The 16,744-nt window shown below is 37.6% G+C and carries 17 protein-coding genes and 1 pseudogene; 15 read left to right on the forward strand and 3 right to left on the reverse strand.

Annotated features, from left to right (window positions below; translation table 11 throughout):
* Positions 1 to 150 precede the first annotated feature (150 nt).
* The 6 genes from JN080_RS21085 to JN080_RS21110 all read left to right on the forward strand — a co-directional run bounded on the left by JN080_RS21085 (position 151) and on the right by JN080_RS21110 (position 7,168).
* Complete coding sequence (locus tag JN080_RS21085; RefSeq protein ID WP_256237946.1) at positions 151 to 933, forward strand: hypothetical protein; 783 nt, start codon at positions 151 to 153, stop codon at positions 931 to 933.
* 600 nt (positions 934 to 1,533) lie between these two features.
* The gene (locus JN080_RS21090; protein ID WP_256237947.1) at positions 1,534 to 2,727 is read left to right on the forward strand and encodes a phosphotransferase family protein; all 1,194 of its coding nucleotides are present in this window, start codon (positions 1,534 to 1,536) and stop codon (positions 2,725 to 2,727) included.
* A complete protein-coding gene (locus JN080_RS21095) occupies positions 2,724 to 3,278 on the forward strand; it encodes a hypothetical protein (protein ID WP_256237948.1) in 555 nt (184 codons plus the stop codon). The genes JN080_RS21090 and JN080_RS21095 overlap by 4 nt, the downstream gene beginning before the upstream one ends.
* A gap of 199 nt (positions 3,279 to 3,477) precedes the next feature.
* Positions 3,478 to 4,977 carry an aldehyde dehydrogenase family protein gene (locus JN080_RS21100; protein WP_256237949.1) on the forward strand — a complete coding sequence of 500 codons (1,500 nt, stop codon included), beginning with the start codon at positions 3,478 to 3,480 and terminating at the stop codon, positions 4,975 to 4,977.
* A 41-nt stretch (positions 4,978 to 5,018) separates the two neighbouring features.
* Entirely contained in the window at positions 5,019 to 6,116 is a 1,098-nt protein-coding gene (locus JN080_RS21105; protein WP_256237950.1) for an NAD(P)-dependent alcohol dehydrogenase, read from the forward strand.
* Positions 6,117 to 6,424: 308 nt separating this feature from the next.
* Positions 6,425 to 7,168 carry a tyrosine-protein phosphatase gene (locus JN080_RS21110; RefSeq protein WP_256237951.1) on the forward strand — a complete coding sequence of 248 codons (744 nt, stop codon included), beginning with the start codon at positions 6,425 to 6,427 and terminating at the stop codon, positions 7,166 to 7,168.
* Between the two features lie 104 nt (positions 7,169 to 7,272).
* Here JN080_RS21110 and JN080_RS21115 read toward each other — a convergent pair whose 3' ends face one another.
* Positions 7,273 to 7,407 (reverse strand): YvrJ family protein, encoded by a 135-nt coding sequence (locus JN080_RS21115; protein WP_256237952.1) that lies wholly within the window; start codon positions 7,405 to 7,407, stop codon positions 7,273 to 7,275.
* 82 nt (positions 7,408 to 7,489) lie between these two features.
* On the opposite strand from JN080_RS21115, the gene JN080_RS21120 reads away from it, so the two are divergent.
* From JN080_RS21120 to JN080_RS21130, 3 genes are all read left to right on the forward strand, one after another.
* The gene (locus tag JN080_RS21120; RefSeq protein ID WP_256237953.1) at positions 7,490 to 7,723 is read left to right on the forward strand and encodes a tyrosine-type recombinase/integrase; all 234 of its coding nucleotides are present in this window, start codon (positions 7,490 to 7,492) and stop codon (positions 7,721 to 7,723) included.
* A gap of 371 nt (positions 7,724 to 8,094) precedes the next feature.
* Positions 8,095 to 8,718 carry a TetR/AcrR family transcriptional regulator gene (locus JN080_RS21125; RefSeq protein ID WP_256237954.1) on the forward strand — a complete coding sequence of 208 codons (624 nt, stop codon included), beginning with the start codon at positions 8,095 to 8,097 and terminating at the stop codon, positions 8,716 to 8,718.
* A 664-nt stretch (positions 8,719 to 9,382) separates the two neighbouring features.
* Entirely contained in the window at positions 9,383 to 11,035 is a 1,653-nt protein-coding gene (locus JN080_RS21130; RefSeq protein WP_256237955.1) for a class I adenylate-forming enzyme family protein, read from the forward strand.
* Between the two features lie 297 nt (positions 11,036 to 11,332).
* Here the strand turns inward: JN080_RS21130 and JN080_RS21135 are convergent, their stop codons facing one another.
* Complete coding sequence (locus tag JN080_RS21135) at positions 11,333 to 11,512, reverse strand: hypothetical protein (protein ID WP_256237956.1); 180 nt, start codon at positions 11,510 to 11,512, stop codon at positions 11,333 to 11,335.
* A 62-nt stretch (positions 11,513 to 11,574) separates the two neighbouring features.
* Positions 11,575 to 11,742: a DUF6431 domain-containing protein gene (locus tag JN080_RS21140; RefSeq protein ID WP_256237957.1), complete on the reverse strand. Its 168-nt coding sequence runs from the start codon at positions 11,740 to 11,742 to the stop codon at positions 11,575 to 11,577.
* A gap of 632 nt (positions 11,743 to 12,374) precedes the next feature.
* Between JN080_RS21140 and JN080_RS21145 the strand changes: the two genes are divergently transcribed.
* From JN080_RS21145 to JN080_RS21165, 6 genes and pseudogenes are all read left to right on the forward strand, one after another.
* Positions 12,375 to 12,908: a phosphotransferase family protein gene (locus JN080_RS21145; protein WP_256237958.1), complete on the forward strand. Its 534-nt coding sequence runs from the start codon at positions 12,375 to 12,377 to the stop codon at positions 12,906 to 12,908.
* Positions 12,896 to 13,003, forward strand: a pseudogene (locus JN080_RS21150) (hypothetical protein); the annotation flags it as partial. The gene JN080_RS21145 and the pseudogene JN080_RS21150, both read left to right, overlap by 13 nt.
* A gap of 72 nt (positions 13,004 to 13,075) precedes the next feature.
* The gene (locus JN080_RS21155; RefSeq protein WP_256237959.1) at positions 13,076 to 14,716 is read left to right on the forward strand and encodes an AMP-binding protein; all 1,641 of its coding nucleotides are present in this window, start codon (positions 13,076 to 13,078) and stop codon (positions 14,714 to 14,716) included.
* A 336-nt stretch (positions 14,717 to 15,052) separates the two neighbouring features.
* Complete coding sequence (locus tag JN080_RS29970; RefSeq protein WP_375141724.1) at positions 15,053 to 15,259, forward strand: TetR/AcrR family transcriptional regulator; 207 nt, start codon at positions 15,053 to 15,055, stop codon at positions 15,257 to 15,259.
* A 3-nt stretch (positions 15,260 to 15,262) separates the two neighbouring features.
* On the forward strand, positions 15,263 to 15,598 hold the full coding sequence (locus JN080_RS21160) for a hypothetical protein (protein WP_256237960.1): 336 nt from the start codon (positions 15,263 to 15,265) through the stop codon (positions 15,596 to 15,598).
* A 346-nt stretch (positions 15,599 to 15,944) separates the two neighbouring features.
* Positions 15,945 to 16,646 carry an NUDIX hydrolase gene (locus tag JN080_RS21165; RefSeq protein WP_256237961.1) on the forward strand — a complete coding sequence of 234 codons (702 nt, stop codon included), beginning with the start codon at positions 15,945 to 15,947 and terminating at the stop codon, positions 16,644 to 16,646.
* The last annotated feature ends 98 nt before the right edge of the window (positions 16,647 to 16,744 follow it).

Raw genomic sequence — 16,744 nt, forward strand, 5'->3', positions numbered from 1 at the left:
TTCCCTTCTACTCGACTAGTGAAGAAGGAAAGCAGGAAAATAAGTGCATTAAAATGAATTTCAATATATAGCGTTCAAGTAGGAAGTTCTATGATGTTAAATATTTTAACTCAGATTGTTAGTTGCTTTACTTAATAAGGGGGAATATAAATGAACGTTGTATCTGTTAGAATAAAGTATTCATTTTGGGATTTTAATACTGAGATATCTCGAGTAGGTGAAAAGCTTGTGTATGAAGGAGTATTTAGAATAGATATTGATATATCTGAACTTGAAGAGAAACTATGTAAACTTATTATGAATGATAAACATGATGGAATGACTATTGAAGTTAATTCCTTTAATGATCTTCATTTTATGGAAATTGATCTCTTTTTAGGGGAGCCAGGAGATACCTATGATATTAATTATATTATTAAATTCTTAAGTCAATTTAAGAAGCTGGATAAATTACCATCTACGAATGATTTATCAAATTATCAAGGATTTATTTATTTAAAGTATTCAGATGAAGTTGAAGAAGCATTAAATATAATTAGAAGTTGTGGTTTAAATGCTGAGAAGATAGGTATGACAACTTTTAAATATGAAAGAGGGGCAAGTGACCTTTGGGAATCCTTTATTCTAGGAATTGCTAGTTCTGTTGCCTGGGATTCAATAAAATTTGTAAAAGCCAAATTACAAGAAAAATTTAATAATCATTATAGGGATTTACAGTTTGGTACATTTAATGCTCAAAGACTAAAAGAGAATGTTGCACATCTATTAGGTGAGGCTCCACAAAATCTGGAGATGGTTTCTTTTGAGTGTATTGAAGGGGATAGATTTTTGGTTACATTTAATAGTAGGTATCAAAAGGTTTTTGTAGAATCAACGGATTCAGGAACAATCATTAAAATGAATACAGAGAAGGAAACTCAAACCAGAATTTAATTATTACAACAAAAATTGACTATCTAACTTCAAAATTTATCTTTCACTATCGGGGGCATTACTTCTACAACGAGGTAATGCCATTTTTATATTCAAGTAACTGGCAGTTTTGTTGAAGAGGAAATGATATTATTTAGTACATAGACAGACAAAAATGAGGCTTAATTGGAGGTGTAATTACACTTGGATAAATCTCAGGTAAAAGTTTATTTCCGCTTATATGGAGATGTTTTTCCAATAGATAAAGTAACCGAAAAGTTATATGTACACTCTACTTAATCTTATAAAAAAGGCGATTTAATTCCAAACCGTTCAACTAATGAAGTAAAAATTAAAAATATTCTTAATTTATTGAATTATCAATATATTGACGTGGTAGTCATATGTGATACAATATTCATAATTGAATATTAATATTATTCATAATACTTGATGATAAGGGGTGTGATGGGATGCAATTATTGAAAAGAACGGACCGGTTTATATTTTGAGCATATCAAAAACGGTATTGTTGTTACATTTTACGAAACCGTTTACATTTAAGGAGTTAAAAGTGGTAGGTACCTAACTGAAAACAGAAAAATATGGGGAGGTTCATTAATGACCAATATAAGCAGTTTGGATAGTGTGATAGAGGCAAGAATTAAGGAACTTAGCAACAGGTATCGATGCGAAAGCTATCTAGATGAGTTGCTTTCTGACAAGTTACGCAAACGTGTGACATTTAAAGATAAAAGACCTTCGGTTAGTATAGATGATCCAGAAGGACGTCTAAAAGAATTCTTTAGTGACCATATTGAAGAGTCATTTACAATAAGCGATGTCCAGCGTTTGAAGGGTGGCGGAGCCAATGAGGGGTACAGGTTTATCCTAACTCGAGGATCCAAAATTGAGAAATTGGTCCTTCGGTTGAAAACTCTTGGTGCCATTTGTGCAACCGCTGCTCCACGTGAGTTTCAAATGTTAAATGTGGTGAAGGAGATAATGCCGACACCTCAACCACGTTGGCTTGTCACCGACCCCAAATATTTTGGTGAGATGGCCTGTATTACTAGCTTTGTCCCAGGAGTTGCGTCACCGTCACGTAATGTCCCCAAGGCAACAGGATTGGGAGTGGCCTATGGTGAGGAATTACGCCAGAAACTTGCACCACAATTTATCGAGTATTATGCAAAACTACACTCGTACAACTGGAGCGGGCAAAACCTCAGTTATTTTGATATCCCTCAACCAAATACAACCGATGCTATTGATTGGCGTTTAGCCTTTTGGGAAAGGTCATGGGAACAGGATAAAATTGAATCACACCCCACGATGATACTCATGAAACAATGGCTATGGGAAAACCGTCCAGTGGTAGATCATGTATCTTTGCTCCACGGAGATTTTCGTAATGGCAATTTCCTTTTTGACGAGGAGAGCGGCAAGATTAACGGAATAATAGATTGGGAATTATCGTACCTAGGTGACCGTCACTCTGACTTAGCTTATACCATGCTCCCAGGTTGGGGATCTTTCGACGAAAAAGGCAATTTTCTTGTTGCTGGACTCGTTGATACGGAGACGTTCATCGCTGAATACGAGAGAATCTCAGGTTTAAAGATTGATCACAGTCGTCTTCATTACTATTTTGTCTACAATTATTATTGGTCAATTGTATCTTTGATTGGTACCGGTATCAAGAATGCTGACTTGAAAATAACACAACTTGACGTAATGTACAATTTCATTGCCGGTTTAGGCGGCCGTTTCATTGATGACGTTAATAAATTAATATTGGAGGACATACTATGATTCCTACTATGGCACTGCAATTACAAGCTCTTAAGCTTAGGATGGAAGAGACTATCATACCTGCTTTACCTTCTGACGCAGCATTTGCACATGAACAAGCGAATCTCATGTTGGCTACACTTGATTGGATGTTGGATACGCACGAGCATCAATACCGTTATGAGGTTGTCGAAAATGCTGAGTACAGAGAATTGCTAACCAAGTTGGTAAGTAATGTAAAGTTGATACACACAGATGTGGAAGTAATTACCTCAGTTTATGAGGTTCTCTCCGAAGTTGGACCGGAGCCAACTGAAGCAATCATACCGTTGAATAAAATTATTGACCAAAATAGGAAGATGAAGGGGCTTACAGAACGGCTTTACGATGTCATGCGCGTACTTCCGAACAAAGAGGTAGCGAGGCAAGCTCGAACTCAGCTTGCAAAAGTAGCTGAGCGTCAAGCTAAGCTTGAGTTTGCATTCTTCCGTATGACGGGATTTTCGAAAGATGCCCCTGAACTAGGAACAGTACTTGCTGAATATGCAAATAGTTACCAATCGGCCAAGTGAGAAGGTTATTCCAAGGTACTAATGAAACTAAGATGAATAAGATCAGCCAAAGTGATAAACGACTTTCCCACGGTGCTCCATCATAAAAATAAGGGAATGAAACTAAAAATCTACACTTCGCAAGTGTATGGGATGATTTTTATATTAAACTTGTGGACAACTACTCTGAAAACCAAAAAATAAAAGGGGGGTTTGAAATATGCAACGTTATGAAGATCTAAGTAAAAGTATTACTATTGGTAAATGGATTAAAGAATTAAGTAAAAGTTTTATTAATGGTAAATGGATTGAAGGGAAAAGTGGGAGATATTACGATATTAAAGATCCATATGACAATTCTGTTGTCGCGACCATTGGTTTGGCTAATTTGCAACAAATAAAAGAAGCTTACGAAATCGCTAAAAATTCACAAAAAGAATGGTCGAAGTCGACTCCAGAACAAAGAACGGTAGTTTTAACAAAGGCATTAAATTATATTAAGGAAAATAAAGAAAATATCATACAATTGATCATTCGTGAAACTGGAGGAACAGTACTTAAAGCTGAATTTGAATATGAAATGGCAATAGGGGATATAACTGATGCAATTAAAATGGTGGATGAAATTTATGTCCCTAAAGATTATCCATCTCAAAATCCAAATAAAGTAAGTCGTGTGTATAAGTTACCGCTTGGTGTTATTACATCGATTACACCATTTAACTTTCCATTCAATCTAGGAACAAGAACGGTTTTCCCTGCGATTGCTTTAGGAAACAGCGTTGTGCATAAGCCAGATATTCAAGTTGGTTTGATTGGTGGACAAGTTTTTGCAAAAGCGTTTGAAGAAGCTGGGCTACCAGCAGGAGTGTATAATTCTATTCTTACTGATTTACAAGAATCCGGTGATGAATTTCTAACAAACCCCCATTCTGCTTTTATTAGTTTTACTGGGTCTACTCCTGTCGGGAAACATATTGGGAAAATTGCAGGAGAAAACTTAAAACAAGTAGCCTTAGAACTCGGTGGAAATAATCCATTAATTGTTCTTGGTGATGCAGACGTGGAGCAGGCAGTAAAAATTGCAACCTTCAGTAAATTTTTACACAGTGGTCAAATTTGTGCCATTACAAACCGTATCATCGTTCATAATGATATTTATGATGAATTTGTTTCGAAATTCGTAGAAAGAGTAAAAACATTAAAAGTCGGTGATCCTAAAGACCCTAACACGAATATTGGACCAATTATTAATGAACATCAAACAGATAAAATTATGAATTTTGTTGCGAAAGCTAAGGAGGAAGGGGTGAAATTAGTACTCCATGGTCAACGAAATGGTAATTTAATTACCCCATTTGTTTTTATAGATGTTCCAAACGATTCAACTCTAGCTTCTTGTGAACTTTTCGGACCAATAGCACAAATTATTCCTGCTAAATCGGACGAAGAAGCAATTTCCATTGCAAATAATACGGAATTCGGACTTTCTGCTTCGATTATTACATCTAATTTAGAAAGTGGAGAAAGACTTGCACTTGAAATTGAATCTGGAATGACACATGTAAACGACATGTCAGCACTTGCTGATGGGAATGTTCCTTTTGGTGGAGTAAAACAAAGTGGGATTGGTCGCTTCGGGTATGAGTGGATTGTTGAAGAGTTCACTGCTACTAAATGGGTTACAGTACAAAAAGAACCGATAGATTATCCATTCTAAAGGCACCATAAATTTATGATTCTTATAGAGGAGGTATTAATATGAAAATTAAAGCAGCGGTAACAGAAGGTAAAGGTGAAAATTTTGCAATTAAGGATATTATTTTAGAAAAACCAAAAGCAGGGGAAGTATTAATAAAAATTGTCGCTTCTGGCATATGTCATTCTGATATGATTGCACGAGACCAGTACTACCCAGTTCCTCTTCCGGCAGTATTAGGACATGAAGGATCTGGGATAGTTGAAAAGGTTGGGGCGGGAGTAACAAATGTTGAACCTGGAGACCATGTTGTTATTTCCTTTAGCTATTGTGGACATTGTAAAAATTGTTTAAATGGACGCCCTTTTGTTTGTGAAAAATTTTTTGATTTAAATATTGGTGGGGCAATGGGAGATAAGACTCATCGAATGCATCACAATGATCGTCCTATTTCACACTTTTTTGGTCAATCTTCATTTGCTCAATACTCAATCGTTGCTGAAAATAACCTTGTTAGGGTAGAAAAGGATATAGATATTAGTCTTCTTGGACCACTTGGTTGTGGTATTCAGACAGGTGCGGGAGCAGTATTAAACAAGTTAAAGCCTTTTGCGGGTTCTAGTTTTGCAGTATTTGGTTGTGGTACAGTAGGTTTGAGTGCTTTAATGGCTGCAAAAGCAATAGGATCAACGAAAATTATTGCAGTAGATGTTCATGAAAATCGACTTGAAATGGCCCGCGAGTTAGGTGCTACTCATACTATCAATTCAAAACATGAAAATCCAGTTGAAAGAATACTAGAAATTACTGGCGAGGGCGTTAATTATGCTGTCGAAACATCGGGCCGTGTCGAGGTTCTTCGACAGACGATTGATTCTTTAACATTTCAAGGAGCAACAGCTGTAATTGGGGCACCACCAATGGGAACTGAAGCTAATATTGATGTTAATGATATTTTGCTTAAAGAAAAAACAATTGTTGGTGTAGTAGAAGGGGATAGTATTCCTCAAATTTTTATTCCACAATTACTTGAATTATATAAGCAAGGAAAGTTCCCATTTGATAAATTAGTTAAATACTATGATTTTGAAAATATTAATCAAGCAATTCATGATTCAGAAAGTGGTTTAATCATTAAACCTATTTTAAAAATGAATTAATATAGGATTTCATTAACCTTAGGAAACATGTTTGATCATTCTAAATATATTTTTAGACCTTTACACACAATGTCATAATGCAAATCATCTTATCAAATAGTCAATAAAAAGAGGATTGTGAGAATATGTAGTTCGGTTGTGGAGTAGAAAAGTTCATTACAGGCTTTATGGTAAACTAATTCACATTTTTTGGACAATAAAATTCAATAAAACATGCAGGGGTTTCAAAAAACCCCTTTGTTTTTGGTACGCACTTAAGAATCTATAATGAATTTTGAGAACAATTGTTTTAGGAGGACACTAAGCCGATGAAGAATGCAAAGTTAAACTGGGTTCGATTGCCTATAAATAGCCTTGAAAACTGCCGAGAGTTAGGTGGGTACAGTACTAAATTTGGCCAACAAACGAAGTGGCATTCCTTTATAAGGTCAAGTGATATGAGCAAACTCACTCGAGAGGACATAACCTTTTTAAAAGAATACGGTGTGAAAACAGTCATTGACCTGAGAGGGGAAGATGAGATACAAACTCATAAAAATCCGCTTGCAGAAGAGGATTTTTGTAATTACCATAACATCCCGTTAATTACAAAGAGTGTATCGGATATTACGACTCATACTTTTAAGGATGTCTCTATGGGAGATCTCTATGTAGATTTATTGGAGCAAAGCGGTGCGCTGAAGAAGATCTTTGCTGTGATTGATCAGGCAGAAGAAGGATGCATTGTCTTTCATTGTCAGGCCGGAAAAGATCGGACAGGGGTTTTAGCTATGCTACTGTTAGGCATAGCAGGAGTAGAGAAGAAGGACATTGTCTCGAATTATGAAGTGACATTCACAAATTTAGAGTCCATTCAACAAAACGAAAGACAGTATGAAAATATTCCAAGGGAGTTTTTGTACTCGAATCGGGAATACATTCTAAGAGCGTATGAGTATATTCTTCACACATACCTAAGTGTTGATCGTTGTTTAAGTGCAAAAGGTGTAGCGAAAGAAGTAATTGATCGTTTAAGAGCTAGAATGATTGAAATGCCAGTTAGCGTGCATTGATCCAGTGTCACTCCCAGGAAAATCTATTTTATAAACAAAGATTAGGCGCCCTGAATGAAATGTAGGTATCTTCCCATTTTGTTTTTGTATGGGTGAATGAACGTCTAAGCCTTCTCCAACGAAAGGCTTTGGGTGGAATGAACAACATTGTCGAGCTTCGCTTCAAGTCGATGTAGCAAGTACAATGTGACGAAAATCGGAAACCCGCCCTCGCTGATTAATGGAGCGAGATCTTGCATGTTCCTTTTCCTCCTTCCTATGGTTTTAATAAAAAGACCGATTCCACGCCACGTCGAGCAAAGTGTTGAAGAGATACCCCATATGTTAAGGCATACCAAAGCAATGCATCTGTTAGAATCAGGGGTAAATCTTGTATATATAAGAGATTTGTTGGGGCAACTAAGTGTCACTACCACTGAACACTATGCTAGGGTAAATTCAGGAAGAAAAAGAAAGGCCTTGGAATCTGCCTATACAGAATTAGTTACCCAGGATATTCCGTATTGGAAAGTAGATACTGATTTATTGAAATGGCAAAATGAATTTTGTAGATAAATATTATGGAAAGATTTTCAGTATGCAGTATAGATATTTCATTGAGCATTTTGCAAAATTAGATTTTTAGCAAAAAGAGCTATAAAAGAAACCCGAATTGATTCGTATTTTGTGTTTCCTTTGGTTTGAATATTCTGTTTGTTCCGTTTTCAGGCAGATTGCTTCCTTGTTTTCATTCTTATTTGGAAGTTGTGAATGCACTTGCATTGGCAAAGGAAAATTTGTATAGTCCACTCTCTACACAAAAAGCCCCTCTTGTTTGCATGTTTCAAATAAAAGATTAGAATTATCTAGAATGATATTGACATTGGTGTCATATTTGACTACAATATTAGAGATGATAAATATATATTTAATGGGAGTAGAATATAATGAGTTTTGACAATCTCACAAGAACGGAAAAACGGAAGGTTTTGATGAGGAAACAACTCATTAATGCTGCGATGGAGTCATTTTTAGAAATCGGGTACACAAAGACAACCGTGAATGATATTACAACGCGGGCAGACGTGGGGCATGGGACATTTTATCAACACTTTAAAAATAAACAAGAGCTATTAGAGATGTTAGTAGATGAACTCGCTGAAAAAGTTGATGACTTTGTTCAGCCAAAAGAATTGAAGTTAAACATCTATGAAAGAATGAGGTACGAAGCTAAAAGAATACTAGAATATTATGTAAGCAACAGAAGTATTCTTATGGCCTTAAAAGAAGCCATGATGGTAGATAGACAATTTGAGGAAAAGTGGAATAATATTAGTGAAAGTCTATTTAGAAGAATCGAACGTGATATAAAAGGTTCCGTGAAAAAGGGATATTGTCATGATATGAATGTTGACGTCACGATTCGGGCACTTACATGCACGTTTGAGGGGTATGGTCATTATTTAATGATGGATCCGCCTTCTTGTGATAATCTGAATGAGATAGCTGAGTCCATCACTTCATTATGCTATCGTGCTGTTTTTAAGACGGATGATAATCAAACGAAATAAATAAAAATGAAAGGGAAATACCCTTTTATTTTTATTTTGAAATATCAGAATAATCTAAACATTCTGGTGTTACTGTGGCTCTTATGAAATTTCCTGAAGTAGCTACTTTACAAGCGAATGTGATTAAATTAAATGAATATCAATGAACGAAAACGGATAGAAAGAATAAGTAACAAGTAGGTGAGTGGTTGCTAGTTCTTTAGCTATGCTTAATAATAAGGAAATTCTTCAATCTAATCCTCAAGAACTAATGGGCGCATCTTTATTTGTTCAATAAAAAATCAACCTCTTAAAATAGCAGTAAATCATATTGTATATAGAATGAAATAAATAATCAGCTATAGAGTAGCAGATTATTTGTAAACGCATACATACCTATAAATCAATAGTTATTTTAAATCAAAAAATTACCTTAAAAATTTTTTATCATTCAATTATCTAACGCTACCACTCTTGTTCACAGAAAAATCAGTTTATACAAACTTTTATAGGCTTAAACAATGTTTTCAAAGTAAATTGTGAAATCTTTTAAGGCCCCAATATTTTTCTCCTTTCCTATGACAGAAAAACTTAAGGAGGTGGTTCATGATAGTGGTTTGGAAACACTTTAATATACTTATATTTTAGAAAAGAATAAGTGGTGAATATAAGGAGAGGATTTTATTTGACAAAACATGAAATCTATAGTCAAAGACGTTTAACGGAGTCCTATTGGCCTGCTGACACGACACAACCGCTTCATGACTGGACTGTCGCTCAAGTATTACGTGATACAGCAAAAGAAGTACCTGACCGCCTAGCCCTAGTGGAAGGAACGCATGATCCTTCTGAAAGCAGAAAGTGGACCTATGCCCAACTATTAGCTGATTCAGAACGTGTAGCAACTTCGCTTCTCAAAAAATTCAGGCCAGGGGAGCATATAGCAGTTTGGGCTCCAAATATGGTGGAATGGGTGCTGGCGGAATTTGGATGTGCGATAGCGGGATTAACAGTAGTGACCGTTAACCCTTCATTTAAGGCGAAAGAACTTGATTATGTTTTGCGACAATCCCAAGCGGCGGGGATTTTCGTTGCGGAGGAATATCGCGGTCATCATATGCTAACAACGGCCAGTGAGGTTCAGAAGAAATTGCCGTCTCTTCGTGAAGTGATTTGTTTTTCGGATTTTGATGAGTTCATTGAAATTGGCAACGATAAATCGATTTCATTTCCTGACGTTAAAGCAAACGATCCGTTTGTAATTATGTATACATCAGGCACAACTGGTAATCCTAAAGGAGCCATTCTCCACAATAAGGGTATTACTAACAGTACAAAGTTTATGGCTGAACGTGCTGGTATGGAGGTTGGCGGTGTATGGGTGAATGTTATGCCGCTCGTCCATTGTGGTGGATGTGGTTTCGCGGTATTGGGAACCCTTCAACAGCAAGGAACACATGTCCTTGTACCAGGATTCGACCCTGAATTGTTCCTTAAGCTGGTTGAAAGGGAGAAAGGAACCTTTGCTCTCCTTGTGCCAACCATGGTCGAGGCGATTTTAAACTTCCCTGAACGAGAAAAATATCAACTTTCGACACTACATAGTTTGTTGTCTGGTGCCTCTAAAGTTGAACCTCATCTTGTTCACCGCATTAAAAAGGAATTGGGCTGTGGTATTTCCATTGTTTGCGGACAAACAGAAATGCATGGTGGCACAACTCAGACACACTTGGATGATTCAGCAGAGGATCAAGCAGAAACGATTGGACAGCCTTATCCACATATTGAGGTTAAAATTGCCAATCCGTCAACAGGGGAGATACTGCCACTAGGTCAGGAAGGGGAAATCTGCTGTCGAGGCTATCAAACGATGATTGGTTACTATCAGATGCCGGAGCAAACAGCTGCCACACTCAAAGAGGATGGCTGGATTCATTCTGGGGATATTGGGACGATGGACGAACGTGGTTTTATTAAAATTAAAGGACGTCTAAAAGATATGATCATCCGCGGCGGTGTTAATATTTATCCAACGGAGATCGAAGCCTTACTTAAAGAGCATCCATTAATTCAGGATGTTGCGGTGGTTGGCGTACCTGATGAATACTGGGGCGAACAAGTATCTGCGATTGTGGTTCCGAAGTCCAGTGAAAATCTCCCACTACCGGAGGAACTCGAAGAATACTGTAAGGCTAATATGGCGAGCTACAAAAGACCAAGATTTTGGGTATTCGTAGATGAATTTCCGACGACACCAGCAGGAAAAATCCAAAAGTTTAAACTTCGCGAAATCGCAAAGAATAACTTCAAGGCACAAGAAGATGCATCTATATACTAAAAAGAAACTTGTAAGTATGCTGTTCTTTAGGATGTTGCTGGAAAATGAATAAAATAAACAAATGGTGTCCTAAAGTCGGGACCCCTTTTGTTATTTTTTTAAGGAATTTTACCTTTTAAAGGACTAAATAAAAAGACATCGGCTTTCCCGATTGGAGTGATAAGAGTGTCTTTTTATATTGTTGTTATTGACGCTCTTTATTGACAAGAAATTGACGGAATCCTTTGTCCATAATCTGACGGAAATTTTGACCGAAGGAAAGGGGAAGCCCGCAACCTGCTTTAGCTTCCCCTTATACTAAATATCAACCTGATAGGTTTCGTTTGGTTTTAAATAAAACTTTGTATCATTTTGACCAACGATAATGTACCAGTCATCCCTAGTTCCATCCGGCAGGAAAGCTTCAGCCCGTCCCCAAGATGAAGTTTGAACAAATCGCCACATCGTACTTTGTAATCTCTTCTTTCGTAGTCCCAAAAGACCATCCAACAATCAAGAAATAGGGTACAAAAGAAATCAGGTAGTTCGTGGTGAATCCGTCAACAATCATCGCACACCAAACGGCGAATATTATAAACACTTGATTCTCCAGATCTTTTCTTAGATTTTCTATCTTTAGTTCCAATTACGCTCATGCTTTTTTCACAACAAGGAGAAGGAATCCTCCCCGCACCCCTAACTAAAACCGCCTGTATGGCTGTTTTCAATTAGTTTATAATCGATACAATAACCATAAGTTTTTTTGTGTGGGACGTCTCCCGTATAACTGTTGGCGCAGTTATACATGAAGGGAGGCGTCCTTTCCTTTCTCCAGAATTTTACAATTATAAAGGTCATTATACTTGTCAATTTCTGGACAGGCAATACCGTCAACTTTCGGTAATTTGAAGTTATCAAAAATAATTGTTTAATAAATCGGTCCCTTAAATAGTGATACTTTGCTAACAGAAAAGATTTAGATTGCTTGCAGAACCAAATGGAATGAGGGTTATAAGTATTTTTGTTACTAAAACATTAATGTATTGACACCAAAGTCATACGTGATACAATATTCACAAATTAATATTTTTAATATTCATAAATTTCTGACTTATAGGATGTGGTGAGATGTTAATTATTGAAAATAACAGACAGATTTATATTTAGAGCATATCAAAACCGGTAATGTTGTTGCATCTTTACAAAAAGCATTTAAGGGGTTAAAAGTGGTAGTTATCTAACTGAAAACAGAAAAATAGGGGAGGTTTTTTAATGACCAATATAAGCAGTTTGGATGGTGTGAAAGAGGCAAGAATAAAGGTACTTAGCAACAGGTATCGATGCGAAGGCTATCTATATGTTGCTTTCCGACAAGTTACGCAAACGTGCGGCTCTTAAAGATAAAAGACCTTCGATAAGTATAGATGACCCAGAAGGACGTCTGAAAGATTTCTTTAATGCTCATATTGAAGATTCATTTACAATTAGTGATGTTCAGCGTCTAAATGGAGGTGGAGCCAATGAGGGATACAGCTTTATCTTAACTCGAGGATCTAAAATTGAGAAATTGGTCCTTCGGTTGAAGACTTTAGGAGCCATTTGTGCAACTTCAGCTCCACGTGAGTTTCAAAAGTTAAATGTGGTGAAGGAGATCATGCCGACACCTCAACCACGTTGGCTTGTCATCGACCCCAAATACTTTGGTGAGATGGCATGTATTACTAGCTTTGTCCCGGGAGTTGCGTCACCGTCCCGTAATGTCCCCATGGCAACGGGATTGGGAGTGGCATATGGTAAAGAATTACGCCAGAAACTTGCACCACAGTTTATTGAGTATTATGCAAAACTACACTCGTACAACTGGAGCGGGCACAATCTCAGTTATATTCTTTAGCTCTCGAATTGCACAAACGCAATGCACGCTATGGATTAGCATCACTTTGTATTGGCGGCGGACAGGGTATCTCCCTTGTGATTGAAAAAGTCTAATTATTGTTTTATCCATTTGCTTCAGAAATGGAGGGAAAATGATAAAAAAATTTGTTGGAAGGGGATATGCAATTGAAAAATGAAGTTTTTCGCACTACCCGGTTAACGGAGTCCTATTGGCCTGCTGATACATCTAGGCCGCTTCTAGACTGGACACTTGGTCAGGCATTAAGGGAGGCTGCCGCAGAGGTACCTGATCGCATTGCCTTAGTTGAAGGGATACCTGATGCAAAAAAACGTCGTAGGTGGACCTACGCTCAGCTGCTGGCGGACGCGGAGCAGACGGCTTCAGCCCTGCTTACCAAGTTTAAGCCTGGAGAACGAATTGCGGTATGGGCACCGAATGTAGTTGAATGGGTACTTGTTGAATTTGGATGTGCGATTGCAGGTATGACAATGGTCACAGTTAACCCAGCCTATAAAGCAAGCGAGCTTGAGTATGTCCTGAAACAATCTAGAGCAGCAGGTCTATTTTTGATAGATGAGTACAGAGGGCATGATATGATGGCTACTGCCAATCAGGTTCGCACCAATACTTCTGGTTTACGGGAAGTGATTGGGTTCTCCAGCTTATCTGATTTTATTAAATCCGGTACTACTAAGCATTTTCCCGAGGTCAAACCAACAGATCACTGTATTATCATGTATACGTCTGGTACAACCGGCTTCGCAAAGGGTGTGTTGTTTCACCACAAGGGGACAGTCAACGCATGTTATTTCACTGCGGAAGGTGCAGGTTTAGATATAGGTGGTGTGTGGGTGAATCCGATGCCAATGTTCCACATCGGTGGTTGTGGGCTAGCCACTGTAGGGGTGATCCTGCAGCGAGGCACCCAAGTTTTGGTGCCATCCTTCGAACCTGGCCTCGTGCTCGAATTGATTGAAAAGGAAAGGGGGACATTTTCTCTTCTTGTTCCTACAATGATTGAAGCATTATTAAGTCATCCTGACCGCATGAAGTATAATCTTTCTACTCTAAAACATTTCATGTCTGGAGCATCTAAAGTAGAGGCCTCTTTGGTCCGACGAGTTGCAGCAGAATTGGGGATTGGTGTATCCATTGTCTTCGGTCAGACAGAAATGCACGGAGTTGTTTCCCAAACTCATCGTGAAGATTCTGTTAAGGACCAATCTGAAACACTGGGTCAACCAATGCCCCATTGCGAGATAAAGGTAGCTGACCCTGAAACTGGAGATGTACCCCCGATTGGTGGTCTGGGAGAATTCTGTTATCGTTCAACCTACCAAACAATGGATGGTTATGATAATATGCCAGAGGAGACAGTCAAGGTCCTTACACCTGATGGATGGTTCCATTCAGGAGACATAGGTTCTATGGACGAACGAGGCTATTTGCGTATCACCGGTCGCTTAAATGACATGATTATTCGTGGGGGAGAGAATATCTACCCTGCGGAAATTGAAAATCTGCTCAAAAGTCATCCTAAGGTCGCTGATGCAACAGTAGTTGGAGTGCCAGATGAATATTGGGGGGAGCAAGTGGCAGCTGTGATTGTACCACAGTCCGAAGATAACCGACCAACTCCAGACGAGCTTTCCGAATACTGTAAAGCAAATCTTGCGGGGTATAAAAGACCAAGACGTTGGTATTTTATCCATGAATTTCCGATAACAGCCACGGGAAAACTTCAAAAATATAAGCTAAAAGAGATGATTCTTCAAGATGAGCTAGAAAAGGAGATACTGCTTTGACAAATTAATCTAGTATGAAGCAGTATCGTGGTCCTACGGTTCAAGTATTAAATGTATAGTGAATTTGACGGTGTCTCTAAAAAAGGGAGGCACTTTTTATTTTGTTTTCTTCTTAATAAGAAACGTAGAATAACACTGTTTCCAAAAAGGGATTTTAAACTATTTAAAATTTTTATAAATATTGACACAAACGAAATTGACGTCATTGTCACTAGTGACTACAATGTTAATTAAGGGAGTGAATAAACAATACGGGAGTTAATACCAATGAAAACCGCGAAAATTCATAAGGAAACGAAAGCAAGTCAAAATATGGGATCGATTAGTGAGTAAATCATAAGCGGTGCGATTGTTGTCTTTGCTGAAATCGGATACGATATATCGACTGTAAATGATATTACTACAAGAGCGAACGGTGGTTATGGAACCTTTTATCATTATTTCAAGAATAAACAGGACCTTCTTACTGGATTGGTAGATGATCTTGTAAACAAATTAGATGATCATGTTTCTCATACGGATAGGAAGCAAAGTATTTATTAAAATATGAGAAATGAAGCACAAAAAGTTTTGGAGTATTACATAAATAACAGAAGAGTTCCCATCGCACTAAAAGAAGCAAGGATGATTGATCAAAAGTTTGAAGAAAGCTGGATGAAAATTAGCGAAAGCCTTTTTAAACGAATTGAGCGTGATATCACTGGTGCAATAGAAAAGGGATATTACCGAAAAGTGAATGTAGAAGTAATGATTCGATCAATCACCTGTATGTTTGAGGGGTATGGACACTATTTAATGATGAAGGACCAGGGCCAAGAAGATATTCATGATGTTGCCGTCTCTTTGACCAATTTATGCTATCAAGATTTGTTTAAGGTTTAAACAAAGCTTTTCTAAAAAACTTCAAGAGCGAATCTTAAATAATGAAACATACGATTGCTGTTGATTCTGAAAAACTAACCAATCCAGATAAAGCGAAATCATAATCCGCCTATTCTAGCTGCGTGAACGTGGAGAATTACGAGCAACAGATTCAAACCCTACTGGATTACGAAAAAAACTCGCAGGTGACGCTCCCGGCTGAAGAATCAAACTAGGTTCTGGCAGAAATGTTTTTATGGATGGTTATGCTATGGCATATAAGTAAGTTCGGTAATCTTAATGAATTGGAATTATGAAATTGATTCAATTTGAATTATTATTTAAAAAATCAAGGGGTGGAACATTGATGGCTGTAGCAATCTCAAGACCTGCGTCAACTGTAGTCTTAATGGATGATGCATTTAGAGTGTATATGACAAAAAGACCGAATACCATGAAGTTTATGGGAGGGTTTTATGTTTTCCCTGGGGGTAAGGTGGCAAAGGGAGATTATGAAGTTAACCAAGAAAGACTAAAAACGTTTAACCTGGATGAATCCTTCCATTATTCCTATTATATTGCTGCAGCGAGAGAATTATTTGAAGAAGTGGGAATTCTGCTTGTGTTCGAAGAGGATGGAAAACAGCTGAGCACAGAGAAGAAAAAGGAGTACCGGCGTCTCCTAATTAATGAAGAAATAACTTTTGCTCAAATGCTGCAAGAGGAAAATCTCCATTTGGATCTTACCAATTTAACTTACTTTGGCCATATTGTTACACCAGAGTTTAATCCGGTTCGGTTTGATACAAGATTTTTCATGGCTAAGCTGCCAAAATCACAAATACCAAAACCTCATATAGGTGAAATTGACCATGCGGCTTGGATTGTTCCAGAAGACGCCGTTAATGGTTATAATTTGGAATTAATGATAGCGCCTCCTACCCTACATTCTTTGAAGGCCATCTTCTCCTTTATTAATGGGGGAGAGCTAGCCATGTCTGCATTCAATATTTCGGATTACCTCTCCCCAGCTCAAATAGAAAAAATGAAGAAAAGGGCCAATCATTAATCTTTTATGGGGGAATAAAAGGATTCGTCTTGCATAATTAAGCCTTTCTTTATTAATTTTTCCAAGTGTATCCCTCGGTTGTTCTCTAAGCAACCGGA

Origin of the sequence: Bacillus sp. EB600 (assembly GCF_024494385.1) — a bacterium.
GTDB lineage: Bacteria > Bacillota > Bacilli > Bacillales > Cytobacillaceae > JAEVLT01.